Genomic DNA, 23,311 nt, shown 5'->3' with positions numbered 1-23,311 from the left:
GCACGGCCGGCGTCAGACGGCAGGAGACGGATCTGCGCCCCTGCCGGGTGTCGGCGGCACCGGCGGATGGGCGATGCCGGCCGCAAGGAAGGTGCGGCCGCGGCCGTCCTGCTTGGCACGGTAGAGCGCCTCGTCGGCGCTGCGGATCACCGACTTGGCGGTCAGCGCGTCGTCCGGCCACCAGGCAACGCCGATGCTGGCCCCGACCGAGGCGCGACCGCCGTCGAACACGATCTCCGAGCAGACGCTGGCGACGATCCGGTCGCACAGGGCGAGCACGGAGCTGCGGTCCAGCCCTTCGCGCAGCAGCACGATGAACTCGTCGCCGCCGACCCGCGCGGACATGCCGCGATCGCCGACGACATCCAGGATACGGGCGGACACGGTGCGTATCACCAGGTCGCCGATGGCATGGCCCCAGCTGTCATTGACCTGCTTGAAGCGGTCGAGATCGATGCAAAGGACCGCGCAGCGGTCCTGCTCGCTGCGCTGCAGGACACGTTCCATCTCCTGCTCGAACTGCAGACGGTTGGGCAGGCCCGTCAGCGCGTCGTGATTGGCGAGGAAGCGGTTGCGCTCCTCGCTCTGCTGCAGGCGGCGGAGGCTGCGGGCAAAGCGCAGCGCGACGAAGCCGAGCGCGATGGCCGCCAGAACCAGAACGCCGAGCAGCAGCGGCAGCGCCTCGCGCCAGATCACCGCGGAGGGATGGCTGCGGACCCAGGTGGCGACGAAGCGCGGCGACCCGCGCCCCAGCGGGATGACGTCGCTGTCCGGCGGCACCGCATCGACGGGACGGATGGCGAAATCGCGCAGGCCGAGCTTGCGGCCGATCTCGGTCATGATCGACGGCAGCAGCGGCTTGAAGGTCAGGAGAACGTTGGGCGCCCCGTCCGGCAGGCGCGCATCGTCGTCGGGCACGATGGCCTGGGCGACGATCATGTTGATCTCGCCGTTGATCTCGCGCACGTCGGAAACATAGAGCGGGTCCTGCGAGCGCACCGGATGCCGGGAGATACGGAAGCCACTCCCCTGCCTCTCCCTTGCGGAGGCATAGGCCTCGCGGGCCGCCTCGACGAGATCGGCGGCCAGCGCCACATGCGCCTCCGCCTCCTCTTCGGCACGGATGTCGTCCTCGAAGATCAGCAGGCGCGGACGGTTGTCCGGGCCGACCATGACGGTCACCTGGATGCCGAAGTCCTCCCAGTGCCAGTTGGCAATCTCCTCGCGGACGAAGGTCCAGTCGATATGGGCGACCAGCGCACGCACCGCCTCGTCCCAGTGAGAGACCCTTGCCTGATCGTCCGCCAGGATCTCGACCTGACGGTCGAGCTCGTTGCGCACCAGGTGGCGTTCGTCCTGTGCGCGCACCTCGTCGGCAATGCCGCCGGCGCTGCCGAGCATGTGCGTATTGGACAGGGCAAAAGCCATGATGACGGCGGCGCATACGAGGTAGATCGCCAGCGCCAGGTTGCGCTTGCGTCCGTCCAGCCAGGGCCCCATCGATTTCGTTCCGATCTGCTGCATGCCGGGCAACCTGCCATAAAGACTTGAATCTTCAGCTAACCGATGTGGTTCCCATGCCATTAACGACAGCGCCTCCCGAAAAACCACCGGTCGCGCCCGCACCTTGATCTCGCGCAACGCGGACCGCTTATCGCCGCTCCACAATGCCGCCGGGCTGGACAGGAAAACGGCAACAGGGAAGTCCGATGGGAAAGACGATGAAAGCGGCCGTGGTGCGCGCCTTCGGCGCACCACTCGACATTTGCGAAGTGGTGCGGCCCGAGGTGGCGCCCGGCAAGATCCTGGTGAAGATCGCCGCCAGCGGGGTCTGCCACACCGACCTGCACGCGGCCGAGGGCGACTGGCCGGTCAAGCCGCAGCCGCCCTTCATTCCGGGCCATGAAGGCGTCGGCACGGTCGCCGCGGTCGGGGCCGGCGTCACCAGCGTGAAGGAAGGCGACCGGGTGGGCGTGCCGTGGCTGCACACCGCCTGCGGCCATTGCCGGCATTGCGTCGGCGGCTGGGAAACCCTGTGCCACGACCAGCAGAACACCGGCTACAGCGTCAATGGCGGCTTTGCCGACTATGTGCTGGCCGACCCGGACTATGTCGGCCACCTGCCGGACGGGCTGGCCTTCGCCCCCGCAGCGCCGGTGCTGTGCGCCGGCGTCACTGTCTACAAGGGGCTGAAGGAGACCGAGGCGAAGCCCGGCCAGACCGTCGTCATCATCGGCATCGGCGGGCTCGGCCACATGGCCGTGCAATATGCCAAGGCGATGGGGATGCATGTGATCGCCGTCGACATTTCCGAGGAGAAGCTGGCGCTGGCCCGCGCGCTCGGCGCCGACATGACCCTCGACGCACGCAGCGGCGATGTTGCCGCCGAGGTGCAGAAGGGCGGCGGCGCGGAAGGCGTGCTGGTGACGGCGGTGTCGCCCAAGTCGTTCAGCCAGGGCTTTGGCATGCTGGCGCGCGGCGGCACGATGAGCCTCGTTGGCCTGCCGCCCGGCGACTTTCCGCTGCCGATCTTCGACACGGTGCTGAACCGCAAGACGATCCGAGGCTCCATCGTCGGCACGCGCAACGACCTTGCCGAGTCGCTCGCCTTTGCCGCCGAAGGCAAGGTCGCCGCGCATTACTCGGTGGACCGGCTGGAGAACGTCAACGCGATCTTCGACACGATGCGCGCCGGCAAGATCGACGGCCGCGTGGTGATGGAGATCTGACGAGAGCGGCTCAGCCGCGCTCCAGCGCGGCGAGCACGAAGGCAGCGCACTCGGCGACCGGGACTTTCGGCAGCAGCCGGGTCTCGTAGCCGAGCGCGGGCAAGACACCCGCAAGCCGCTCGTATTCTTCGGTCGCCGCGGCAAACCCGTGCCGGCGCTCGGCATCGCCCGTGTGGATCTCCGGCCAGGGCGGGGCAAGAAAGACCAGGGGACGATAGCGATAGCGGCGGGCAAGCGGTGCAAGCACCTTGCGCCCGGTCGCGACCTCGAAGGCCGAGGCCGCATCGATCACGCCGCGGTCGAAGAAGGTCCAACCATCGGCATCGCCGCACTCCCGCGCGCGGCGCCAGTCGGCAACGGCCATGCGGATCGCCCGGCGGGCGAAGGCGGCAAGGTCGATCCAGGGCAGCGCACTGCCCTCTCCCGCCAGTTCCTCGCGGACGATGCGCCGGCCGGGCTCTTGCACCGTCCGGTGGCCCCGACGGGCAAGCTCTTCGATCAATGTGGATTTGCCGCCACCGGAACAGCCGGTGACGAGCACGAAACGCTCATGCATGGGAAGGCTCTCTTTGTGGGGGAAACGGGGCGGTGCGCCGAGCGCCCTGCCCCGCTCCCTTGAGCCTACATCGCGTCGTAGTCGAGCACCACCGTGTCGGAGACCGGGCGCGACTGGCAGGTGAGGACGAAGCCGGCCTCGATCTCCCAGGGCTCGAGCGAATAGTTGACCGCCATGTCGACCTCGCCGGCCTCGACCTTGGCGCGGCAGGTGCAGCACATGCCGCCCTTGCAGGAATAGGGAACCTCGACGCCCGCGCGCATCGCGGCATCGATGATGGTCTCGCCGGCCGCGACCGGAACGGTGACGCGCGCACCGTCGATGATCAGCTCCGCGCGCGCCTCGTGGGCCGTTTCGGAGATGTTCTTCGCGGGCTTCGCCGCATGCGGGGCCGAGCCGTCGGCCGGCGTGAAGAACTCGCGGTGGATGCGATCGCCCGCCACGCCGAGGCGCGACAGGACCTCGCTCGCGGTCTCGATCATCTCGCCCGGACCGCAGAGGAACACGCCGTCGGCCTCCGCCACCGGCAGCACATGGGTGAACAGGCGCTCCAGCTTTTCCGCGTCCAGCCGGCCGGAGAGGATCTCCACGTCCTGGGTCTCGCGCGAGAGCACATGGAACACGCCGAAGCGCGTCGGGAAGACGTCCTTCAGGTCCTCGATCTCTTCCTTGAAGATGATCGTCTGGGCGCTGCGGTTGCCGTAGAACAGGAAGAACTCGCTCTCGGGCTCGCGCGTCAGCACGGTGCGGATCATCGCCAGCACCGGGGTGATGCCGGAGCCGGCGGCCACCGCCACGAGACGGCGCGGGCCGCCCTCATGCGCCGGCAGGACGAAGCGGCCCGACGGGGTCATCACGTCGATCTCGTCGCCGGCCGCCACGTTCTCGTTGGCGAAGGCGGAAAAGACGCCGCCGTCGATCTTCTTCACCGCGACGCGCAGCTCGCCGTCATCCTCGCCGGCGCAGATCGAATAGGACCGGCGCACTTCCTCGCCGCCGATCACCGCGCGCAGGGTGAGATACTGGCCGGCGGCGAAGCGATAGGCCTCGCGCAGGGTCTCCGGCACGTCGAAGGAAATCGACACGGCCTCGGGCGTCTCGCGCCTCACTTCGCGGACCTTCAGCGCATGAAATCTCGGCGACATGCGGTTTCTCCCTCAAAAGCTTCCGGCGGCATCCGCTGCCTGCCGGACAAGACGCCAGCTCAGTGGCACTTGAAATAGTCGAACGGCTCGGCGCAGGAGCGGCAGCGCCACAGCGCCTTGCAGGCGGTGGAGCCGAACTCCGACACCTTCTCGGTGTCGATCGAGCCGCAGCGCGGACAGGCGACCTCGTCGTCGCCGAACAGGGCGCGGCGGGAGGCCTTGCCGGCCGGCGGGGCGATGCCATAGACGCGCAGCTTCTCGCGCGCCTCCTCGCTCAGCCAGTCGGTGGTCCAGGCCGGCGACAGCACGGTGTTGACCCGCACCTTGCCGAAGCCTTCCGCCAGCAGCGCGGTCTCGATGTCCATGGTGAAGACGGCCATGGCCGGACAGCCGGTATAGGTCGGCGTGATGTCGACCTCGACCGTGCCGTCGGACGCGATGCGCACATCTCGCAGCACGCCGAGATCGCCGATGGTCAGCACCGGGACTTCCGGGTCCGGCACCTGCGCGGCGACCTCGAAGGCCCGCCGGCGGGCACTCTCCCCCGCAATGTCGTGCAGGCGCGAGCCCATCTCGCTCACCACCTGTGACCCGGCCAGGCCCGCTGCATGTACTGCATCTCGGACAGGAGATGGCCGAAGCTCTCCGAATGGCGGCCCGAGCGGCCGCCGGTCTGGGACCAGCCGTCGGGCGGCAGGCGCAGCGTCGCCTCGTCCAGCACCTCGCGCAAGGTGGCGTGCCACTCGTCGCGCAGGCTCGCCGGATCGACGGCGATGCCGGCGGCGACCAGCCGCTCGACCAACCCGTCGACCTCGAACAGCTCGCCCGTATAGGGCCACAGGTGGTCGACGGCCGCCTGGGCGCGCTCATGGCTTTCGGTGGTTCCATCGCCGAGACGGATGGTCCACTCGGCCGAATGGCGCACGTGATAGGCCGCTTCCTTCTCCGCCTTGGCGGCGATGGCAGCGAGCGTTGCGTCCTTCGAGGCCTTCAGCTCGCGCCACAGCGGCAGCATGAAGGCGGAGAAGAAGAACTGGCGCAGGATGGTCTGCGCGAAGTCGCCGTTCGGCTGCTCCACCAGCAGGCAGTTGTTGAACTGGCGTTCGTGGCGCAGGAAGCAGAGCTGGTCCTCGTCGCGGCCCTCGCCTTCCACCTCGCCGGCATAGGCATAGAGCGCGCGCGCCTGGCCGATATGGTCGAGCGCGACATTTGCAAGGCCGATATCCTCCTCCAGCGTCGGCGCGTGGCCGCACCACTCGCCGAGGCGCTGGCCGAGAATGGCCGCATCGTCGGCAAGACGCAGGGTGTAGGCAAAGAGATCGGCGGTCCGGTCGGTCGTGGTCATGGTGCCGCTCCCGCTCACATGTTGCCGACTTCTTCGGGGATCTCGTAGAAGGTCGGATGCCGGTAGATCTTCGAGGCGGTCGGCTCGAACATCACGTCCTTCTCGGTCGGGTCGGAGGCGACGATCGCCGAGGACGGCACCACCCAGATGGAGACGCCTTCGCCGCGGCGGGTGTAGACGTCGCGCGCGGCCTGCAGCGCCATCTCCTCGTCGGCCGCATGCACCGACCCGCAATGGCGATGCGCCATGCCGGTGCGCGAACGGATGAAGACTTCCCAGAGCGGCGTGTTCTTCTCGGTCATGGTTTTCTCCCTCGGGCTCGCGGGCGCGTGGCCGGTGCGAAAGCCTCATGTTCCTTAGGAACGTCGTTATGCCTTGCCCCCGGCGCGTGCCCCGCGCCGGGGTGTCGCTCACTCGGCGGCGATGCGGGCCGCCTCGCGGCGGTTGCGGCGCTTCTCGGCATAGGCAAGGGACGCCTCGCGCACCCAGGCGCCCTCGTCGAAGGCCTTGCGGCGGGCGGCGAGACGCTCGCGGTTGCACGGGCCGTTGCCGGCGACGACGCGGGAGAACTCCTCCCAGTCGATCTCGCCGTATTCCCAGTGGCCGGTTTCCTCGTTGAACTTCAGGTCCGGATCGGGAAGCGTCAGGCCGAGATAGTGCGCCTGCGGCACGGTCGCGTCGACGAACTTCTGACGCAGCTCGTCATTGGTGAAGCGCTTGATCTTCCAGGCCATCGACTGGGCGGAATGCTTGGAGTCGGTGTCGGAGGGGCCGAACATCATCAGCGACGGCCACCACCAGCGGTTCAGCGCGTCCTGAACCATCTCCTTTTGCTCTTCCGACGAGCGGCACATCTCCAGCAGCAGCTCGTAGCCCTGGCGCTGGTGGAAGCTCTCTTCCTTGCACACGCGGATCATGGCGCGCGAATAGGGCCCGAAGGAGCAGCGGCAGAGCGGGATCTGGTTCATGATCGCCGCGCCGTCGACCAGCCAGCCGATGGCGCCGATATCGGCCCAGGTCAGGGTCGGATAGTTGAAGATGGAGGAGTATTTCGCCTTGCCGGACAGAAGCTGCTCGGTGAGCTCCTCGCGGGACACGCCCAGCGTCTCGGCGGCGGAATAGAGGTAGAGGCCGTGGCCGCCCTCGTCCTGCACCTTGGCGAGCAGGGCCGCCTTGCGCTTCAGGGTCGGGGCGCGGCTGATCCAGTTGCCCTCGGGCAGCATGCCGACGATCTCGGAATGGGCGTGCTGGGAGATCTGGCGCACGAGGGTCTTGCGATACGCCTCCGGCATCCAGTCGTTGGGCTCGATCTTCTCTTCCGCGTCGACGCGGGCCTGGAAGGCGGCGAGCAGCGCGGCATCCTCGCTGCGCTCGTCCGATGCGTCACGGGCGTTCAGGGCCTGGGTGTACATGCGATCAACCCCTCCTCGGTTGCCATGCGGGACGCGCAAGCAGCGCGCCGTATCTGCCTCGCATTATACGTGACGATATTTTTATGTTTCAAGTATTTTTTGTCACACATTGACCCCTGACAAACCGGTTCGCGCAAGTTGCTGATTTGTCTGAATTCCCGGGCTCAGCCGGCGGAGAAGCGGCGGGCCTCGCTGGCATCGGGCGGCGGCAGCAGGCCGTCGCGGCCGCGCGCATGGGCGGCGATCCAGGCCTCCGCCGGTGCCCGCAAAGCAGCGTAGAGACGGGCCGCCAGCCGGTTGGCGGCAAGGCCGGGCCAATCGGCAGGCAGCAGCGCAGGCGGCAGCATCGGATCGCGCAGGATCAGCCGGCGATAGTCGTGGACCAGCAGGATGCGGCAGACCATCGCCGTCTCCGGCGACAGCAGCGCACGCCCTGCCCCGCCCCGTCCGCCGTCCAGTGCCTCGGCCAGCGGCGCGTAGCGGCGGCAGAAGGACTGGTAGCGGCCGGCCAGCGGGGCGAGATCGAAGGCGCGGGCAACGAGATCGGCATCGGAGCCGGCCAGCACGGAGGCCGCCAGCGTCACCGCGCCGTCCGCAGCCCCTTGCGGGAATTCGGGGCCGCCGAGCGGCGGACTGGCCGGCGTGCCGAGCAGGACGCCAGGCGCCAACAGCCCGTAGCCGGCCTTGCGGGCCGCCTCGCGCAAGCCGTTGCGGCCGTCCGTTTCGGGCAGCACGACGACGCGCAGTTCGACCGCCCGCGTCTCGCCCGCGTCCGGCGCAAGCCGGTAGATGCGCTGCGAGGCCGGGGTGAAGGTCGCGCGCCCGGCCGCCGACAGGGCGTAGAAGCTCAGCCGTCCCTGACGCTCGCGCTCGACCCAGCCGTCGCGGGCAAGGCGCGAAAGCGCGGCGCGCACCGCCGCTGCATCGATGCGCATGAGGCCGAGCAGATCGGACAGCGTGCCGGCCCACACCTCGCCGCCGCGCGGGGCGACGAGATCGCCGAAGATCGTGACGATCAGCGACCAGACGCGCAGCGGCTGGGTCTCGTGCAGCCGGTCCAGCAGGGCCCCGGCGAGCGCCTCGACCTCCGCCGGAACCTTGCCGGCCTCAGCCGGCGGCGTGGTGGGCATGCCAGTGCCAGGCGATGTCGATGCGCCGGGCGACCCAGACCTTCTCGTGCGAGGCGACATAGTCGAGGAAGCGGGCGAGCGCCGCGGCGCGGCCCGGACGGCCGACCAGACGGCAATGCAGGCCGATGTTCATCATCTTCGGCGCGCCGGCCTCGCCTTCCGCATAGAGCGTGTCGAACGTGTCCTTCAGGTAGGTGAAGAACTGGTCGCCCGAGTTGAACCCCTGCGCGGTCGCGAAACGCATGTCGTTGGCGTCGAGCGTGTAGGGAATGACGAGATGCGGGCCGGACGGTCCCTCGACCCAATAGGGCAGATCGTCGGCATAGCTGTCGGAATCGTAGAGGAACCCGCCCTCCTCCATGACGAGGTCGCGGGTGAATTCCGACGAGCGGCCAGTGTACCAGCCGAGCGGACGCGAGCCGGTGACGTCCTCGTGGATGCGGATCGCCTCGGCCATGTGGCGCTTCTCGTCTTCGCGCGAGAAGTCCTTGTAATCGATCCACTTCAGCCCGTGCGAGGCAATCTCCCAGCCGGCCTCGTTCATGGCCGCGACCGCCTCCGGATTGCGCTGCAGGGCGGTGGCGACACCGTAAACGGTGACGGGCATGGAGCGCTCGGTGAACATGCGCCACAGACGCCAGAACCCGGCGCGCGAGCCGTATTCGTAGATGGACTCCATGTTCATGTGCCGCTGGCGATGCCAGGGTGCGGCGCCGACGATCTCCGACAGGAAGGCCTCGGAATGGCTGTCGCCGTGGAGGAGGCAGTTCTCGCCGCCCTCCTCGTAGTTGATGACGAACTGGACGGCGACGTTGGCGTCGTTCGGCCACTGCGGATTGGGCGTCTCGCGTCCGTAACCGACGAGATCGCGCGGATAGGTGTCGCTCATGGGGACCGTCCGTTGCACGAGGGGGACCAGGCCCGAAGCGGGCTGCTCAAGGCCGGAGGAAACCCAAAAGCGTGCGCCGATGCAAGGCCTTCGCGTCAGATGCGCTCGCGCACCCGCACGGGAACCGGGACAAGTGCCGGCTCCAGCGCGACTTGGGTCTCGCCGCGCGCGCGTCGTCCGCCGTGATCGCCCGGCTCGGACGGCAGTGCCATGATCGCCGCGCCCATGGCGGCCGAGCACAGGGTGATCATCAACCCGGCAAGCAGCACCGCGACAGGCAGCCAGGGCTGGTCGGAGGCAAGGATCAGGCTGCGCAGGCCGCCGGTGTCGAGCCACATCAGCCCGCCGAGCACGAGCCCGGCAGCAAAGGCGCCGATCAGCCAGTTGATGGCCAAAAGACGGAAAAACGGCTGGGCCAGCAGGCGGGAGATGCCGCCGGGCCGAGGGGAGGAATGCTTGTCTTGCAGCTTGGTCATGGATCCGCACCCTCGCTCGAGGCGTAAAGGCTGTCGGACCATATATCCGGCGCCTTTGTAAGCCAGTCTCACGAGAAGATGGCGCAGCCGCGGAAAATGTCCACGCGGTCGACTGCCGCAGGCGGCTCGGGGCGTCGCGCTTCCAGTTGATGAAAAAAGCTGCAGGCTGCGAAAAACCGCTCAGAACCGCTTGTGCAGCAGGACCCGCCGCCTATATAAGGCGGAAGTATATCGAACCGATATATCGTCAATCGAGAATATATCGAACCGGCATTGTCCGCAGCCAGCAGGTTTCCTCAAAAGGGGAAAAGCGCAAGCACGGTCGGGACGGACATGCGAGGAAAACCGGAGCGCGAAGGCGACCCGTGCGGCCAGACAACAAGATCGTCCGCCACCGGCAGGACGACGGGCCGACACTCCCGGCGAGGGCGGAAGGAAACCGAAAATGAGCGTCAGAACACTGTGCCTTGCAATCCTCAATTTCGGAGACGCCACGGGTTATGAGATCCGCAAGCTCTCGACCGAAGGCAAGTACAGCTATTTCGTCGATGCCAGCTTCGGCTCGATCTACCCTGCGCTCGCCCGGCTGGAGGCCGAAGGGCTCGTCACCGTGCGCGAGGAGGCCCAGAGCGGCAAGCCGTCGCGCAAAGTCTATTCCCTCACCGAGGCCGGCCGCGCCGAGTTCGTCCGCGACCTCAGCCGGCCGCCGGCACCCGACTCCTACCGCTCGCCGTTCCTGCTGGTCGCCATGTGCGCGGAGATGGTCGGGCCGGAGGTGATCGCAAAGGCCATCGACGGGCGTCTGACGCACCTGCGCGAGGAACTGGCCAAGCTGGAAGCGATCGGATCCGAACCCTGCGACCAGCGCCCGGCCGCGAGCTTCATCCTGGAGTACGGGCGCAACTGCATGACCGAGGACATCCGCTTCCTGGAAGCGAACCGACACCGACTTGAAGAGATAGCGCACGGCCGCCCCGCCCTCCCCCAGGCGGCCGAGTAAGCGAACACAGCCCGGAGATACCCCGAATGAAGATCCGCTTCTCCCACGTTCTCGCAGTCGGCATCGTTGCCGGCGTTGCGGGCTGGATGTGGACGGGCAGTTTTGTGGCCGGCGGCATGGCCGACTCGGAAAACGCAACGCCTCCCCCCTCGCAGCGCGCCGAGGAAGCCGCGGCAAAGCCCTTCCGTGTCGCCGTTCGCGAGATCACGGCACAGCCGCGTCGCTCGATCCTGGTGATCCGCGGCCGCACCGAGGCCGACGCCAAGGTCGAGGTGCGGGCCGAGACCAGCGGGCGGGTGGCCGAGCGCCGGGTCAAGGAGGGCGACAGGGTCGCCAAGGACGACGTGCTCTGCGTGCTCGACAAGGGCGCGCGCGAGGCCAAGGTTCTCGACGCCAGGGCCCAGCTCGCCCAGGCGGAACTCGACTTTACCGCCGCAACGCAGCTCAACGAGAAGGGGTTCACCGCCCAGACCCGCGTCGCCGCGCTGAAGGCGGCGATGGATGCGGCAACCGCCCGGCTCGAAGAAGAGAAGCTGGAACTGTCGCGCACGATCATCAAGGCGCCGATCCCGGGCATCATCGAGAGCCCGATGGTCAGTACCGGCACGGTGCTGGCGGTGGGCGGCGTGTGCGCCACCATCATCGATGCGGACCCGGTGCTGGCGATCGGCCAGGTGTCGGAGCGCGACGTGAGCAAGCTGGAGATCGGCCAGAACGCCGACGTGGAGCTGGTGACCGGCGGCAACGCGACGGGCAAGATCCGCTACATCGGGACGGCCTCCGACCCGGCCACCCGCACCTTCCGCGTGGAGATCGAGATCGAGAACAAGGACGGTGCGATCCGCGACGGCGTCACCACCACCGCACGGGTTCCGCTTCGCGAAGAGAGCGCGCATCTGCTCAGCTCCGGCGTCCTGACGCTGAATGATGCCGGCACGCTCGGCATCCGTGCCGTGGACGAGCAGAACCGCGTCGCCTTCCACCCCGTGACGGTTCTGGGCGGCGATGAGGACGGACTTTGGGTTGGCGGGCTGCCGGACACGGTTCGGCTGATCGTGACCGGTCAGGACTATGTGACCGACGGCCAGACCGTCGAACCGGTGGCCACCATGGCAGGAGCTGCGCAATGATCTCGATGCTCGAGACGGTCCTGCGGCGGCCGAAGACCGTTCTCACCCTGATGGTGGTGATGGTTGCGGCCGGCATCATGGCCTATATCAGCGTGCCGAAAGAGGCCGACCCCGATATCGACATTCCGGTCTTCTACGTCTCGATCAGCCAGCAGGGCGTCTCGCCCGGCGACGCGGAACGGCTGATCGCAAGACCGATGGAGACCGCCCTGCGCGGCCTCGACGGCCTCAAGGAGATCACCACGGTCTCCGCCGAGGGCCATGTCGGCGTCGTGCTGGAGTTCAACGTCGACTTCGACAAGGACAAGGCGCTGGCCGATGTCCGCGACAAGGTCGACCAGGCCAAGGCCGACATTCCGGCGGAAGCCGACGAACCGACCATCACCGAAACCAATTTCGCCCTGATGCCGACGATCTTCGTGACGCTGTCCGGCGACGTTCCGGAGCGCACGCTCTACCGCCATGCGCGGCGGCTGAAGGACGAGATCGAAGCGGTTCCGACGGTCCTGAACGCAGACCTTTCCGGCCACCGGGAGGAACTGCTCGAGGTCGTCATCGACAGCATGAAGCTGGAGTCCTACCAGGTCACCCAGCAGGAACTGCTGACCTCGCTGTCCAACAACAACCAGCTCGTGCCGGCCGGCTTCCTGGACAACGGCCAGGGCCGCTTCAACGTCAAGGTTCCCGGCCTCGTCGAAACCGCGGAAGACGTCTATTCCCTGCCGATCAAGCAGAGCGGCGAAGGCGTGGTGACGCTCGGCGACATCGCCGAAATCCGCCGCACCTTCAAGGACCCGACCAGCTACACCCGCGTCAACGGCCATCCGGCGATCTCCATCGACGTGGTCAAGCGCAAGGGCACCAACATCATCGAGAACAACGCCGCCGTGCGTCAGGTGGTGGAAGCGGCGACCAGGGACTGGCCGGAGACGATCCGCGTCGACTACATCCTCGACAAGTCGGAGGACATCTTCGAGATCCTCGGCTCGCTGGAATCCTCGATCCTGACCGCGATCTTCCTGGTGATGGTGGTGATCGTCTGGGCGCTCGGCTTCAAGTCCGCGCTGCTGGTCGGCATCGCCATTCCCGCGTCCTTCATGGTCGGCTTCCTGATCCTGCAATCGGTCGGCATGACCGTGAACACGATGGTGATGTTCGGCCTCGTGCTCACCGTCGGCATGCTGGTCGACGGCGCCATCGTCATGGTCGAGTATGCCGACCGCAAGATGGCCGAGGGCATGGACGCGCAGGAGGCCTATATCCGCGCCTCCAAGCTGATGTTCTGGCCGATCACCTCGTCGACGGCGACGACGCTGGCCGCCTTCCTGCCCATGCTGCTGTGGCCGGGCGTGGCGGGCGAATTCATGAGCTACCTGCCGATCATGGTGATCATCGTGCTCAGCGCCTCGCTGCTGACCGCGCTGGTGTTCCTGCCGGTGACGGGTGCGGCGATGACCGGCGCGATCTCCTGGATCGGGCGCCATGCCGAATGGCTGGTGGCCCTGCTGATCGGCGCCGCCGTCGCCATGCTGCTCGCCAATCCGGCGGTCGCCGGACTGCTGCCGCTACCACAGTGGTTGCTGCTGCCTATCGCGGCCGCCATCGGCCTAGCCGTCGGTGTGCTCGCCTATTTCGGTCTCAAGCCGCTGGTCGCCGCCTCCCGGCGCCGCGCGCAGCGTGCGGCAGCCAAAGAGCAGGAGGCTGCAAAGCTCCTGTCGGCGGGCGAGCAGTTCGATGCCTCGAAGATCCGCGGCGCCACCGGCATCTATGTCCGACTGCTGAGCTTTTGCGCCGGCACCCCGTTCGGCAATGTCGTCACGCTGGTCGCGCTCGTGGCCCTGTCGGGCGGCATCTTCCTCTACTTCATGGCCAACTCGCAAGGCGTCGAGTTCTTCGTGGAGGAGGAGCCGAACTCGGCCATCGTTCTGGTCTCGGCGCGCGGCAACTTCTCCGCCCGTGAGGCGCTGGACCTGGCGCTCGACGTCGAGCGCGAGGTGATCGACGTCAAGGGCATCAAGAATGCCGTGATGTCGGTGTCCACCGGAGGCGGTGGCGGCGGCGGCATGATGGGCGTGCAGGACAAGCCGGCCGACGTGATCGCCCAGATCAACCTCGAGTTCTCCGACTATTGCTGCCGGCGGAACTGGAAGCAGATCGCCGCCGAGATCCGCGAACGCACGGCCGACCTGCCGGGCATCTTCGTCGAGACGCGCGAGATCGAGGGCGGCCCGCCGACCGGCAAGGACGTGCGACTGCAGATCACCTCGACCAGCTACAAGGAGCTGACGGAAACCGTCGCCAAGGTGCGCGAACATGTCGACAGCATGGAGAGCCTGCAGGACCGCGAGGACAGCCGCCCCCTGCCCGGCATCGAGTGGCAGATCACCATCGACCGCGAACAGGCGGGCCGCTTCCAGGCCGGCATCGGCTCGGTCGGCGCGATGGTGCAGCTGGTCACCAACGGCGTGCTGATCGGCAAGTACCGCCCGGACGATTCCGAGGACGAGGTGGACATCCGCGTGCGCCTGCCGGAAGCCGAGCGCACGCTGGACCGGTTCGATTCCCTGCGCCTGCAGACGGAACTGGGCCAGGTGCCGCTGTCCAACTTCATCGACCGGGCGCCGCAGCAGAAGGTGACGACGATCACCCGCCGCGACGGGCTCTATGCGATGGACGTGAAGGCCAACGTGGTGATGACCGACACGATCACCACCGCCGACGGCGTCACCCGGCCGCTGACCGCCAACGACAAGGTGGCGGAGCTGCAGGCCTGGCTCGACACGCAGCAGTGGCCGGACACCGTGTTCTTCCGGTTCCGCGGCGCGGACGAGGACCAGAAGGAGTCCGGCGAATTCCTGATGAAGGCGATGGTGGGCTCGCTGTTCCTGATGTTCATCATCCTGGTGACCCAGTTCAACAGCTTCTACCAGACCTTCCTGACGCTCTCGACGGTGATCATGTCGGTCTTCGGCGTGCTGCTCGGCATGGCGCTGATGGGGCAGAAGTTCTCGATCATCATGACGGGTACGGGCGTGGTGGCGCTGGCCGGCATCGTGGTGAACAACGCCATCGTGCTCATCGACACCTACAACCGCTTCCGGGAAGACGGGATCGAACCGGTGGAGGCGGTGCTGAAGACCTCGGCGCAGCGCATCCGGCCGGTGCTGCTGACCACCATCACCACCATTGCCGGCCTGGTGCCGATGATGACGCAGCTCAACCTCGACTTCGTCAACCGGGTGATCGCGCTCGGCTCGATCACCGCGGTGTGGTGGGTGCAGCTCTCCACGGCGATCATCTTCGGCCTCGGCTTCGCGACGATCCTGACGCTGATCATCATCCCGACCATGCTGGCATTGCCGACGGTGTGGATGCGGCTGTTCGCCAGCCGGCGCAACCGCAAGGCGGATGCGGGCACCGGTGCGGACGGCACTACGCCCGGAGAAACGGCGTTCGGGGAGAGACAGCACGTTGCGGCATCGGAGGCTCCGGCAACGCCGGCTTCGGCCGCCTTCGGCGCACCGGGCTCCGCCACCGTCACCTCGATCGGGCCGCGCAAGGACCCGCCGAGGGTCCCGCCGGGCACCCTGCCCCAGGCAGCGGAATGACATGAAAAGGGCCCGCGGGAGACACCTCCCGCGGGCCTTCTTGCAAGGCGATGTTCGAGGCTCCGGCGGCGCGGCCTTCAGAGCTGTTCGAGGTCCGCGACGCCGGCCTCGAAGGCCCCTTCGTCCGTTGCGGCCGGCCTGCGCAGGGCAGGAAGAATCTCGGCAACGCTGTTCGCCACCCGGTAGTCGACCTCGAAGCCGGACCGGATGAAGCCTTCGCTCCGCATATGCGCGAGCAGGTCGACCAGCGGCCGCCAGAAGCCGCCGATATCGGCCAGCACCACCGGCTTGCAGTGCTGGCCGAGCTGTCCCCAGGTCAGCATCTCGACCACCTCTTCCAGCGTGCCGATGCCGCCGGGCAGTGCGACGAACCCGTCGGCGCGCTCGAACATGGTGCGCTTGCGCTCGTGCATATCCTTGGTGACGACGAGTTCGCTGACCGTCTGCATCATCACCTCGCGCTCCTCCAGGAAGGCGGGAATGACGCCGGTGACATGGCCGCCGGCCTCCAGTGCGGAGCGCGCGACCGCGCCCATCAGGCCGAGGGAGCCGCCGCCATAGACGAGGCCAAGGCCTTCGGCGGCGAGCATGCGGCCGAGTTCTTCTGCCGCGGCCATATAGGCGGGGTCGCCCCCCTCTCCGGTGCCGCAATAGACGCAAACGGTTTTCAGGCGGCGGGGTTCACCCTCGCCGCACGGTGACATGAGATCCTGTTTCATGGGGCTAGATGTGCAGTCAGCGGCCGGCGGGGTCAAGCGGCAGGATGCAACGGCTCGCGCGCACAGCAAGGCAGCGGGCTTGCTTGCCGGCTCGTGCTTTAGCGTATAGTCATTCGGTGGAATTTCGGGGGCGCTGACACATATTGTGTCGCAGGGGTAACCGCACGGCGCGAATCGCGGGGAGCGCGGGTTTTCATGTCGCAGAAACTCATCATCCAGGTTCTCGTCCTGCTCGGCCTCGCCGGCGCGGGAGCGGCCGGCTACTACCTGTCGCAGAAGGGCGATGGTCCCGCGCAGACCACCGAGGCCCCGAAGGCCGGCGATGCGGCATCGCAGACGGCGGAAACCGACACACCCGCGAAGACCGAAGACCCCAAGGCGAGCGAAACACCGCAGGAAACTGCGGATATCGGCGGAAAGTCCGTCGAGGAGCGGCTGGCCGCCGTCCCTGCCTTCGACCTGATGCGCGTCGAGCCGGACGGCTCCGCCGTCGTCGCCGGCCGTTCGGAAGCCGGCGCCATCATCGCGCTGCTCGCCAATGGCGAGGTGATCGGCCGCGGCATCGCCAATGCCGCCGGCGAATTCGCCATCGTGCTGGACCAGCCGCTGAAGCCGGGCGCCCATGCGGTGACGCTGGAAACGCGCGACGCCGAGGGCAAGGTGCTAAACGAATCGCAGCAGTCGATGGCCGTCTCCGTGCCGGAAGACCCGGCGAAGGGCGAGGTCCTGGTGATGCTCAACGAGCCCGGCGCACCCTCGCAGATCCTCCAGAAGCCGCAGCAGGTGGCGGACGCGGGCACGGCCGGCGACACCCAGCCGGCCCCGCAGCAGGTGGCCGATGCCGGCGCACCTGCCGCACCAGACGCCCCTGCGGACACGCAGGGCGGCACCGCGACCGCGGAGACCGACACAGCGGCGTCCCAGGACGCCGCTGCAGCAGGCCAGCAGACGGACGCGGCCCCGCAGACCCAGGCGCAAGCCGAGCCGCAGGCCACCGGCGACAATGCCCCGGCGGCGGAACAGCAGGTCGCCGCGGCCCCGCAGGCCGGCGGCACCCGCGCGGCCCCGGCCTCCAGCGACCAGCCGGCCGCGACCGGCGGTAACGCCCCCTCCGACACCGTGCCGGCAGCCGATGCGGCAACGCCGACGGTAACCGTCGAAGCGGTGGAAACAGAAGACGAGAAGGTCTTCGTCGCCGGCTCCGGCGAGCCCAACAGCGACGTGCGCGTCTATCTCGACAATCAGCTGGTCGGCGAGGCCAAGACCGACGCCAAGGGCCGCTGGCTGCTGGAAACGCAAGGCGAGGTGAAGCCCGGCGAAGTGTCCGTGCGCGCAGACCAGGTGACCACCGGCGACGGGGCGGTGACCGCCCGCGCCGAGGTGACCTTCGAGAAGTCGGCGGAGGAGGCCGTGATCCTGCGCCCCGTGGCGCTGTCCGGCGAAGCGGGCGCAGGCTCGGGCGCCAGCGGCGATGCCGGCACGCGCCAGATCCCGAGCGTGATCATCCGCACCGGCGACAACCTCTGGACCATCTCGCAGCGCCGCTATGGCGAAGGCGTTCGCTACACGACGATCTACCAGGCCAACAAGGACCAGATCCGCAATCCGGACCTGATCTATCCCGGCCAGGTGTTCATGATCCCCGAAGGCGACCGCAATTGGCCGGCGCCGCGCGCGACCGGCGGCTGAGCCGGACACCAAGACTATCGAAAGCGGAAGGCCCGCGGCGGTTCAGCCGGCGAGGCTGCGCGCACCGTCGAGGATGAGACGGGTGGCGATGCGGGCGTAGTCGGCACGGCTGACGACGCCGCCCTCGCGGAACCACAGGTAGTGCCAGTTGACCATGCCGAAGAGGCTCATGGTCACCGGCTTCAGCAGGGTCGAGCCGGGCTCGGCGAGCTGCGGCACCGCCTGGGACAGCGCACCGGCGAACAGCTGCACGAGGCGGCGTTCGCGCGCCTTCAGCTCTTCCTGCTGCTCGGCCGGCAGCCGCTTCATCTCGTTGATCTGGATCTTGTGCTCGGCATTGGCGTCGCGATAGGCGTCGAGCAGCGCCAGCACATAGCCGTGCAGCATTTCCTCGCCGGTCATGTCCGGCGTGGCGCCCTCCTCCACCGCCGCGATCAGCTCGTCGAGATGGTCGCGGATGATGTCGAAGAGCAGCGCGTCCTTGTTGGCATAGTAGTGGTAGAGCAGCGCCTTGGAGACGCCGCAGCCGAGGGCGATCTGGTTCATGGAGGCGCGGTCGAACCCGTGCTCGGCAAAGAGTTCGGCCGAGGTCTTCAGGATCGCCTTGCGCTTGTCGTCGTAGTCCTCGGCGCGCGGGCGTGCCATGTCGTCCAGTCCCCCGGAGTGGTGCGGCCGCGGAAGGTCCCGCGGCCGTTGCTGCTGTTGTGCGGGCGCCGGCCTATCAGGCCTTCGGCCGGTTGTCGATCACCCGCTTCGCCTTGCCCATGGAGCGCTCCAGCACGCCCGGATCGGAAACGGCGATACGGGTGCTGATGCCGATCACGTTCTTGATATGCGTCTTCAGCTCGGCGGCGGAGGCCGCGCGCTGCGCATCGTCGGCATGGGTGGGAAGCGCCTCGACGTGGACGGTCATTTCGTCCATCCGGCCCGAGCGTGTCAATTCCACCTGGTAGTGCGGCGCAAGTCCCTCGACGCGCAGCAGCTGCTCCTCGATCTGCGTCGGGAAGACGTTGACGCCGCGCAGGATCATCATGTCGTCGGAACGGCCCGTCACCTTCTCCATCCGCCGCATCGACCGGGCCGTGCCTGGCAGCAGACGCGTCAGGTCGCGGGTGCGGTAACGGATGACCGGCATCGCCTCCTTGGTCAGCGAGGTGAAGACGAGCTCGCCGATCTCACCGTCCGGCAGCACTTCGCCCGTCACCGGGTCGATGATCTCGGGATAGAAATGATCTTCCCAGATGTGCAGGCCGTCCTTGGTCTCGACGCACTCGTTGGCAACGCCCGGCCCCATCACCTCGGACAGGCCGTAGATGTCGACCGCGTGCATGTCGAAGGCCGCCTCGATCTCCTGGCGCATGGCGTTGGTCCAGGGCTCGGCACCGAAGACGCCGACCTTCAGCGAGGATTCGCGCGGATCGATGCCGCGCGCGCGGTACTCGTCGAGGATCGCCAGCATGTAGGACGGCGTCACCATGATGACGTCGGGACGGAAGTCCTCGATCAGGGACACCTGGCGCTCGGTCATGCCGCCGGAAATCGGCACGACGGTCATGCCCAGTTCCTCGGCCCCGTAGTGGGCGCCGAGACCGCCGGTGAACAGGCCGTAGCCATAGGCGACATGGCAGATCATGCCCGGCCGGGCGCCGGCGGCGCGCAGCGAGCGGGCCATCACGGTCGCCCAGGTCTTGATGTCGTTGCGGGTGTAGCCGACCACGGTCGGCTTGCCGGTCGTGCCGGAGGAGGCATGGACGCGCGCCACCTGCTCGCGCGGCACGGCATACATGCCGAAGGGGTAGTTGTCGCGCAGGGTCTGCTTGTAGGTGAAGGGGAACTTGCCGAGATCGGCGAGGGTCTTCAGGTCGTCCGGATGGACGCCGGCCTCGTCGAAGCTCTTGCGGTAATGGGCCACGTTCTCGTAGGCGTGACGCAGCGACCACTTCAGCCGGTCGAGCTGCAGGGCCGCGATCTCGTCGCGGGAAGCGGTTTCGATGGGGTCGAGATCGCCCGGCTTCGGCGCCAGATCGAACATGCGTCTAATCCTCCCGGATTGTCCTGTACCGTCACGGGGTTCTGCCCCGCGCGGTCATCGCTCTTGTTGAAATCCGTCGTTCCTGCCGATCACTCGACCGGCAGGTGGGTGCCCTTGATGGTGCGGGAATTGCCGCGGAACTCGGCGAGAACCTCGCCGGACGCGTTGGTCACGGTCACGTCGGTGATGCCCGAGCGCCCCTCGCGCCAGCGCTCGAGAGCCGTCGCGACGAGCCGTTCGCCGAGGCGTCCGGGCCGCAGGAAGCTCACCGCGCAGTGGCTCGCCACCGTGTTCTGGTTGTGGCTGTTGCAGGCGAAGGCGAAGGCCGAATCCGCCAGCGTGAAGATGTAGCCGCCGTGGCAGATGCCGTGACCGTTGACCATGGAGTCCTTGACGACCATGGCGATGACCGCGCGGCCGGGTCCCACCTCGAGGATCTCCATGCCGAGCCCCTGGCTCGCCTTGTCGCCGGCCCACATGGCATCGGCGCAGGCGCGGGCCAGCTCTTCAGGCGTCATGTCCCCGGCGGTGGATGCGGTGCCCGTATCGGTCATGGTCACGCCTCCCCGCCCGTATCCGCGACCGTATCCGCGCCCTTCGGCGGTCGGCCGGTGAAGACAGGCGCGCGCTTGGCCATGAAGGCGGCGACGCCTTCCGCGTAGTCCGGCGAGCGGCCGGCCAGCCCCTGCAGGTCGCGCTCCAGGTCGAGCTGGGTATCGAGATCGTTGCCGAAGGAGGCTTCCAGCGCCTGCTTGACGAGGCCGAGGCCGAAGGTCGGCGCGGCGGCCAGCTCGCCGGCAAGGCGGCGCGCCTCGCCCATCAGCTCGCCATCCGGCAAGGCCTTCCAGATCATGCCCCAGTCTTCCGCCTGGCGGGCGGGAACCGGGGTGGCGAGAAGCGCCAGCGCCTTGGCGCGGGCAAGGCCGACGAGGCGCGGCAGCGACCAGGTGCCGCCGGAATCGGGCACGAGACCAATCTTCGAGAAGGCCTGGATGAACTTGGCGCTTTCGGCGGCCAGGACGATGTCGCAGGCCAGCGCGATATTGGCGCCGGCGCCTGCGGCAACGCCGTTGACGGCGCAGACGACCGGCTTCGGCAGCGCCTTCAGCCGGCGCAGCAGCGGATTGTAGTTCGCCTCGATGGTGCGGGTGAGGTCCGGCGGGGCATCGCCCGGCGCGGTGACGCGGTCGCTGAGGTCCTGGCCGGCGCAGAAGCCGCGGCCGGCGCCGGTCAGCAGCACGCAGCGGATTTCGGCATCGCTCTCGGCAATGTCCATCGCCTCGCGCAGCGCGGCGTGCATCGCCTCGTTGAAGGAATTGAGCTTGTCCGGCCGGTTCAGCGTGACGACGAGAACGCCGCCCTCGCGCTTGACCAGAACGGGCGCGGGCTCCGCCCCGCCGTGAGCTGCAGAAGTCTCGGTTTGCATGCGCCCTCCCGTTGCGCCGGTGCCGCCGCCGCGACGTGGATCCACCCTCAAGGTGCCCTCCCTCGCCGCGATGCGTACCGGTCGCCCTCGTGATTTTTCACTTGACTGACCAACCGGTCGGTCAATTATTATGATCGTCAATCGGGCGCTGTCAATCGCGTCCGGACCAACGAACCGACCCGCCCCGTGGCATCGCAGTCAGGCGCAGCCTGAACGCGACCGGAGAGGCGGGCAAGACATCAGGCGGCGCGTCCGCCGGGAGGAAAACGCCAGCGGCACCCGCAAGACGGGACCGGACCGGCGTGCGTCCCGGCCAGCGCGTCACGCAGGGAGACGGTCATGGCCGCATTCTTCGACACGCACAAGGCGACCCTCGACAAGGCGGTGGAGACCATCCATAGCCGCGGCTACTGGTCCGCCTATCCGGAGATGCCCTCCGGCAAGATCTACGGCGAGAGCGCGAAGGACGACGGCGAGGCCACCTTCAAGGCCCTGCTCGGCAAGCCGTTCGAGCTGGACCAGCCGACGACCGGCGGCCATGTCGGTCACGAGGTCAGCCCCTTCGGCCTCAACCTTGGGATCACCTATCCCGAAACCACGCCGGACATGGCCGTTGCCGCCGCCAGGGCCGCGATGGACGGCTGGGGCAAGGCGAGCGCGGAAGCGCGCGCCGGCGTCTGCCTGGAGATCCTGCACCGCATCAACCGGCTGAGCTTCCTGTTCGCCAATGCGGTGATGCACACGTCCGGCCAGGCCTTCATGATGGCGTTCCAGGCCGGCGGCCCGCATGCGCAGGATCGCGGTCTCGAGGCCGTCGCCTATGCCTATGACGAGATGAGCCGCATCCCCAGCGCGGTGCGCTGGGAAAAGCCGCAGGGTCCGAAGGATCCGCTGGTGCTGGACAAGCAGTTCCGCATCGTGCCGCGCGGTCCGGCGCTGGTCATCGGCTGCGCCACCTTCCCCACCTGGAACAGCTATCCGGGCCTCTTCGCCAGCCTTGCGACCGGCAATCCGGTGATCGTCAAGCCGCATCCGGGCGCGATCCTGCCGCTGGCGCTGACCGTCAAGATCGGCCGCGAGGTTCTCGCCGAGGCCGGCTTCGACCCGAACGTGCTGCAGCTCGCCGCGGACACCGCCGCCAAGCCGCTGACCAAGGAACTGGTCACCCATCCGGACGTCGCGATCATCGACTTCACCGGCTCGCCGGCCTTCGGCGCCTGGGTGCGCGAGAACGCCAGGGGCAAGCTGGTCTATACCGAGGAAGCTGGCGTCAACTCCATCGTCGTCACCGGCACTCCGTCGATGCGCGGCATGGCCGGCAACATCGCCTTCTCGCTCTCGCTCTATTCCGGGCAGATGTGCACCGCGCCGCAGAACATCTTCGTGCCGCGCGGCGGCATCGGCACGGACGAGGGCCACAAGAGCTTCGACGAGGTGGCCGGCGCCATCGCGACCGCCGTCGACAAACTGCTGGGCGATCCCCAGCGCGCGGCCGGCGTGCTCGGCGCCGTGCAGAGCGAGGCGACGCTGGAGCGTGTCGCCGAGGCCCGCAAGCTCGGCAAGGTGCTGCGCGACAGCACCCCGGTCGAGGGCATGGACGGCGCCCGTTCGGCGACCCCGCTCGTTCTGGCGGTCGATGCCGCGGACGAAGCCGCCTATCTGGAGGAGCGTTTCGGGCCGATCAGCTTCGTGATCGCCACCGACAGCGCGGAGGACGCGATCGCCCGTGCGGCCGGCTCCGCCAAGACGCGCGGCGCGATCACCGCGGCGCTCTATGCGACGGACGAGACCCTGATCGACAAGGCGGCCGATGCCTTCGCCGATGCGGGCGTCGCGCTTTCGGTCAACCTGACCGGCGGCATCTTCGTGAACCAGTCCGCCGCCTATTCCGACTATCACGTCACCGGAGCGAACCCGGCCGGCAATGCCTGTCTGTGCGACAGCGCCTTCGTCGCCAACCGCTTCCGCGTGGCAGCCATGCGCCGCCCGGTCGCGGCGTAGGAACGGACGGGCCGGCGGCGACAC

20 protein-coding genes and 1 pseudogene are annotated in these 23,311 nt (G+C 68.0%); 6 read left to right on the top strand and 15 right to left on the bottom strand.

What is annotated here, in order from left to right:
* Positions 1-12 precede the first annotated feature (12 nt).
* The gene (locus GH266_RS22800; protein WP_158195893.1) at positions 13-1,524 is read right to left on the bottom strand and encodes a diguanylate cyclase domain-containing protein; all 1,512 of its coding nucleotides are present in this window, start codon (positions 1,522-1,524) and stop codon (positions 13-15) included.
* Positions 1,525-1,709: 185 nt separating this feature from the next.
* Between GH266_RS22800 and GH266_RS22795 the strand changes: the two genes are divergently transcribed.
* Positions 1,710-2,729, top strand: a complete 1,020-nt coding sequence (locus GH266_RS22795) for a zinc-dependent alcohol dehydrogenase (RefSeq protein ID WP_158195892.1) — start codon at positions 1,710-1,712, stop codon at positions 2,727-2,729.
* Between the two features lie 10 nt (positions 2,730-2,739).
* Here the strand turns inward: GH266_RS22795 and GH266_RS22790 are convergent, their stop codons facing one another.
* The 9 genes and pseudogenes from GH266_RS22790 to GH266_RS22750 all read right to left on the bottom strand — a co-directional run bounded on the left by GH266_RS22790 (position 2,740) and on the right by GH266_RS22750 (position 9,682).
* Complete coding sequence (locus tag GH266_RS22790; protein WP_158195891.1) at positions 2,740-3,285, bottom strand: AAA family ATPase; 546 nt, start codon at positions 3,283-3,285, stop codon at positions 2,740-2,742.
* A gap of 65 nt (positions 3,286-3,350) precedes the next feature.
* Entirely contained in the window at positions 3,351-4,430 is a 1,080-nt protein-coding gene (paaE, locus tag GH266_RS22785) for a 1,2-phenylacetyl-CoA epoxidase subunit PaaE (protein WP_158195890.1), read from the bottom strand.
* A gap of 59 nt (positions 4,431-4,489) precedes the next feature.
* On the bottom strand, positions 4,490-5,002 hold the full coding sequence (gene paaD, locus GH266_RS22780; RefSeq protein ID WP_158196369.1) for a 1,2-phenylacetyl-CoA epoxidase subunit PaaD: 513 nt from the start codon (positions 5,000-5,002) through the stop codon (positions 4,490-4,492).
* A gap of 5 nt (positions 5,003-5,007) precedes the next feature.
* Positions 5,008-5,775: a 1,2-phenylacetyl-CoA epoxidase subunit PaaC gene (paaC, locus tag GH266_RS22775; RefSeq protein WP_158195889.1), complete on the bottom strand. Its 768-nt coding sequence runs from the start codon at positions 5,773-5,775 to the stop codon at positions 5,008-5,010.
* A gap of 14 nt (positions 5,776-5,789) precedes the next feature.
* Positions 5,790-6,077, bottom strand: coding sequence for a 1,2-phenylacetyl-CoA epoxidase subunit PaaB (gene paaB / locus GH266_RS22770; protein WP_067341684.1), 288 nt, complete (start codon positions 6,075-6,077; stop codon positions 5,790-5,792).
* 108 nt (positions 6,078-6,185) lie between these two features.
* Positions 6,186-7,187 carry a 1,2-phenylacetyl-CoA epoxidase subunit PaaA gene (gene paaA / locus GH266_RS22765; protein WP_158195888.1) on the bottom strand — a complete coding sequence of 334 codons (1,002 nt, stop codon included), beginning with the start codon at positions 7,185-7,187 and terminating at the stop codon, positions 6,186-6,188.
* 164 nt (positions 7,188-7,351) lie between these two features.
* A complete protein-coding gene (locus GH266_RS22760) occupies positions 7,352-8,317 on the bottom strand; it encodes a PaaX family transcriptional regulator (protein WP_158195887.1) in 966 nt (321 codons plus the stop codon).
* Positions 8,307-9,206: pseudogene (gene puuE / locus GH266_RS22755) on the bottom strand (allantoinase PuuE); the annotation flags it as partial. The gene GH266_RS22760 and the pseudogene puuE, both read right to left, overlap by 11 nt.
* 95 nt (positions 9,207-9,301) lie before the next feature.
* A complete protein-coding gene (locus GH266_RS22750; RefSeq protein WP_158195885.1) occupies positions 9,302-9,682 on the bottom strand; it encodes a hypothetical protein in 381 nt (126 codons plus the stop codon).
* Positions 9,683-10,127: 445 nt separating this feature from the next.
* Between GH266_RS22750 and GH266_RS22745 the strand changes: the two genes are divergently transcribed.
* Genes GH266_RS22745 through GH266_RS23540 form a run of 3 tightly spaced genes read left to right on the top strand, consistent with a single transcriptional unit; the run spans position 10,128 to position 15,420 of the window.
* Positions 10,128-10,682 carry a PadR family transcriptional regulator gene (locus GH266_RS22745; RefSeq protein WP_158195884.1) on the top strand — a complete coding sequence of 185 codons (555 nt, stop codon included), beginning with the start codon at positions 10,128-10,130 and terminating at the stop codon, positions 10,680-10,682.
* Between the two features lie 26 nt (positions 10,683-10,708).
* The gene (locus tag GH266_RS22740; protein ID WP_158195883.1) at positions 10,709-11,812 is read left to right on the top strand and encodes an efflux RND transporter periplasmic adaptor subunit; all 1,104 of its coding nucleotides are present in this window, start codon (positions 10,709-10,711) and stop codon (positions 11,810-11,812) included.
* The gene (locus GH266_RS23540; RefSeq protein ID WP_158195882.1) at positions 11,809-15,420 is read left to right on the top strand and encodes an efflux RND transporter permease subunit; all 3,612 of its coding nucleotides are present in this window, start codon (positions 11,809-11,811) and stop codon (positions 15,418-15,420) included. The genes GH266_RS22740 and GH266_RS23540 overlap by 4 nt, the downstream gene beginning before the upstream one ends.
* A gap of 77 nt (positions 15,421-15,497) precedes the next feature.
* Here the strand turns inward: GH266_RS23540 and GH266_RS22730 are convergent, their stop codons facing one another.
* Positions 15,498-16,124 carry an LOG family protein gene (locus GH266_RS22730; RefSeq protein WP_158195881.1) on the bottom strand — a complete coding sequence of 209 codons (627 nt, stop codon included), beginning with the start codon at positions 16,122-16,124 and terminating at the stop codon, positions 15,498-15,500.
* A gap of 210 nt (positions 16,125-16,334) precedes the next feature.
* Here GH266_RS22730 and GH266_RS22725 point away from each other — a divergent pair, with 210 nt between their 5' ends.
* Positions 16,335-17,828, top strand: a complete 1,494-nt coding sequence (locus GH266_RS22725) for a LysM peptidoglycan-binding domain-containing protein (protein WP_158195880.1) — start codon at positions 16,335-16,337, stop codon at positions 17,826-17,828.
* Positions 17,829-17,870: 42 nt separating this feature from the next.
* On the opposite strand, the gene GH266_RS22720 is transcribed toward GH266_RS22725, so the two are convergent.
* The 4 genes from GH266_RS22720 to paaG form a co-directional block, all read right to left on the bottom strand.
* Positions 17,871-18,473, bottom strand: a complete 603-nt coding sequence (locus tag GH266_RS22720; protein WP_158195879.1) for a TetR/AcrR family transcriptional regulator — start codon at positions 18,471-18,473, stop codon at positions 17,871-17,873.
* A gap of 76 nt (positions 18,474-18,549) precedes the next feature.
* Positions 18,550-19,860 (bottom strand): phenylacetate--CoA ligase PaaK, encoded by a 1,311-nt coding sequence (gene paaK / locus GH266_RS22715; protein WP_158195878.1) that lies wholly within the window; start codon positions 19,858-19,860, stop codon positions 18,550-18,552.
* Positions 19,861-19,949: 89 nt separating this feature from the next.
* A complete protein-coding gene (gene paaI / locus GH266_RS22710; protein ID WP_209001508.1) occupies positions 19,950-20,414 on the bottom strand; it encodes a hydroxyphenylacetyl-CoA thioesterase PaaI in 465 nt (154 codons plus the stop codon).
* A gap of 2 nt (positions 20,415-20,416) precedes the next feature.
* The gene (gene paaG / locus GH266_RS22705) at positions 20,417-21,286 is read right to left on the bottom strand and encodes a 2-(1,2-epoxy-1,2-dihydrophenyl)acetyl-CoA isomerase PaaG (RefSeq protein ID WP_158195877.1); all 870 of its coding nucleotides are present in this window, start codon (positions 21,284-21,286) and stop codon (positions 20,417-20,419) included.
* A gap of 339 nt (positions 21,287-21,625) precedes the next feature.
* Here paaG and paaN point away from each other — a divergent pair, with 339 nt between their 5' ends.
* Positions 21,626-23,287 (top strand): phenylacetic acid degradation protein PaaN, encoded by a 1,662-nt coding sequence (paaN, locus tag GH266_RS22700; RefSeq protein ID WP_158195876.1) that lies wholly within the window; start codon positions 21,626-21,628, stop codon positions 23,285-23,287.
* Positions 23,288-23,311 lie beyond the last annotated feature (24 nt).

The sequence above is a fragment of the Stappia indica genome (assembly GCF_009789575.1).
GTDB classification, from domain to species: Bacteria; Pseudomonadota; Alphaproteobacteria; order Rhizobiales; family Stappiaceae; genus Stappia; species Stappia indica_A.
This window is presented reverse-complemented; position numbering and strand designations above follow the sequence as displayed.

What these genes read in the sequence shown, in the direction of transcription:
- paaA (WP_158195888.1), bottom strand. Translation starts at nt 7,187, where the DNA reads ATGTACACCCAGGCCCTGAACGCCCGTGACGCATCGGACGAGCGCAGC.
- GH266_RS23540 (WP_158195882.1), top strand. Translation starts at nt 11,809, where the DNA reads ATGATCTCGATGCTCGAGACGGTCCTGCGGCGGCCGAAGACCGTTCTC.
- paaE (WP_158195890.1), bottom strand. Translation starts at nt 4,430, where the DNA reads ATGTCGCCGAGATTTCATGCGCTGAAGGTCCGCGAAGTGAGGCGCGAG.
- paaD (WP_158196369.1), bottom strand. Translation starts at nt 5,002, where the DNA reads ATGGGCTCGCGCCTGCACGACATTGCGGGGGAGAGTGCCCGCCGGCGG.
- GH266_RS22750 (WP_158195885.1), bottom strand. Translation starts at nt 9,682, where the DNA reads ATGACCAAGCTGCAAGACAAGCATTCCTCCCCTCGGCCCGGCGGCATC.
- paaN (WP_158195876.1), top strand. Translation starts at nt 21,626, where the DNA reads ATGGCCGCATTCTTCGACACGCACAAGGCGACCCTCGACAAGGCGGTG.
- paaK (WP_158195878.1), bottom strand. Translation starts at nt 19,860, where the DNA reads ATGTTCGATCTGGCGCCGAAGCCGGGCGATCTCGACCCCATCGAAACC.
- paaC (WP_158195889.1), bottom strand. Translation starts at nt 5,775, where the DNA reads ATGACCACGACCGACCGGACCGCCGATCTCTTTGCCTACACCCTGCGT.
- GH266_RS22760 (WP_158195887.1), bottom strand. Translation starts at nt 8,317, where the DNA reads ATGCCCACCACGCCGCCGGCTGAGGCCGGCAAGGTTCCGGCGGAGGTC.
- GH266_RS22800 (WP_158195893.1), bottom strand. Translation starts at nt 1,524, where the DNA reads ATGCAGCAGATCGGAACGAAATCGATGGGGCCCTGGCTGGACGGACGC.
- paaB (WP_067341684.1), bottom strand. Translation starts at nt 6,077, where the DNA reads ATGACCGAGAAGAACACGCCGCTCTGGGAAGTCTTCATCCGTTCGCGC.
- GH266_RS22725 (WP_158195880.1), top strand. Translation starts at nt 16,335, where the DNA reads ATGTCGCAGAAACTCATCATCCAGGTTCTCGTCCTGCTCGGCCTCGCC.
- GH266_RS22740 (WP_158195883.1), top strand. Translation starts at nt 10,709, where the DNA reads ATGAAGATCCGCTTCTCCCACGTTCTCGCAGTCGGCATCGTTGCCGGC.
- GH266_RS22745 (WP_158195884.1), top strand. Translation starts at nt 10,128, where the DNA reads ATGAGCGTCAGAACACTGTGCCTTGCAATCCTCAATTTCGGAGACGCC.
- paaI (WP_209001508.1), bottom strand. Translation starts at nt 20,414, where the DNA reads ATGACCGATACGGGCACCGCATCCACCGCCGGGGACATGACGCCTGAA.
- GH266_RS22720 (WP_158195879.1), bottom strand. Translation starts at nt 18,473, where the DNA reads ATGGCACGCCCGCGCGCCGAGGACTACGACGACAAGCGCAAGGCGATC.
- paaG (WP_158195877.1), bottom strand. Translation starts at nt 21,286, where the DNA reads ATGCAAACCGAGACTTCTGCAGCTCACGGCGGGGCGGAGCCCGCGCCC.
- GH266_RS22730 (WP_158195881.1), bottom strand. Translation starts at nt 16,124, where the DNA reads ATGTCACCGTGCGGCGAGGGTGAACCCCGCCGCCTGAAAACCGTTTGC.
- GH266_RS22795 (WP_158195892.1), top strand. Translation starts at nt 1,710, where the DNA reads ATGGGAAAGACGATGAAAGCGGCCGTGGTGCGCGCCTTCGGCGCACCA.
- GH266_RS22790 (WP_158195891.1), bottom strand. Translation starts at nt 3,285, where the DNA reads ATGCATGAGCGTTTCGTGCTCGTCACCGGCTGTTCCGGTGGCGGCAAA.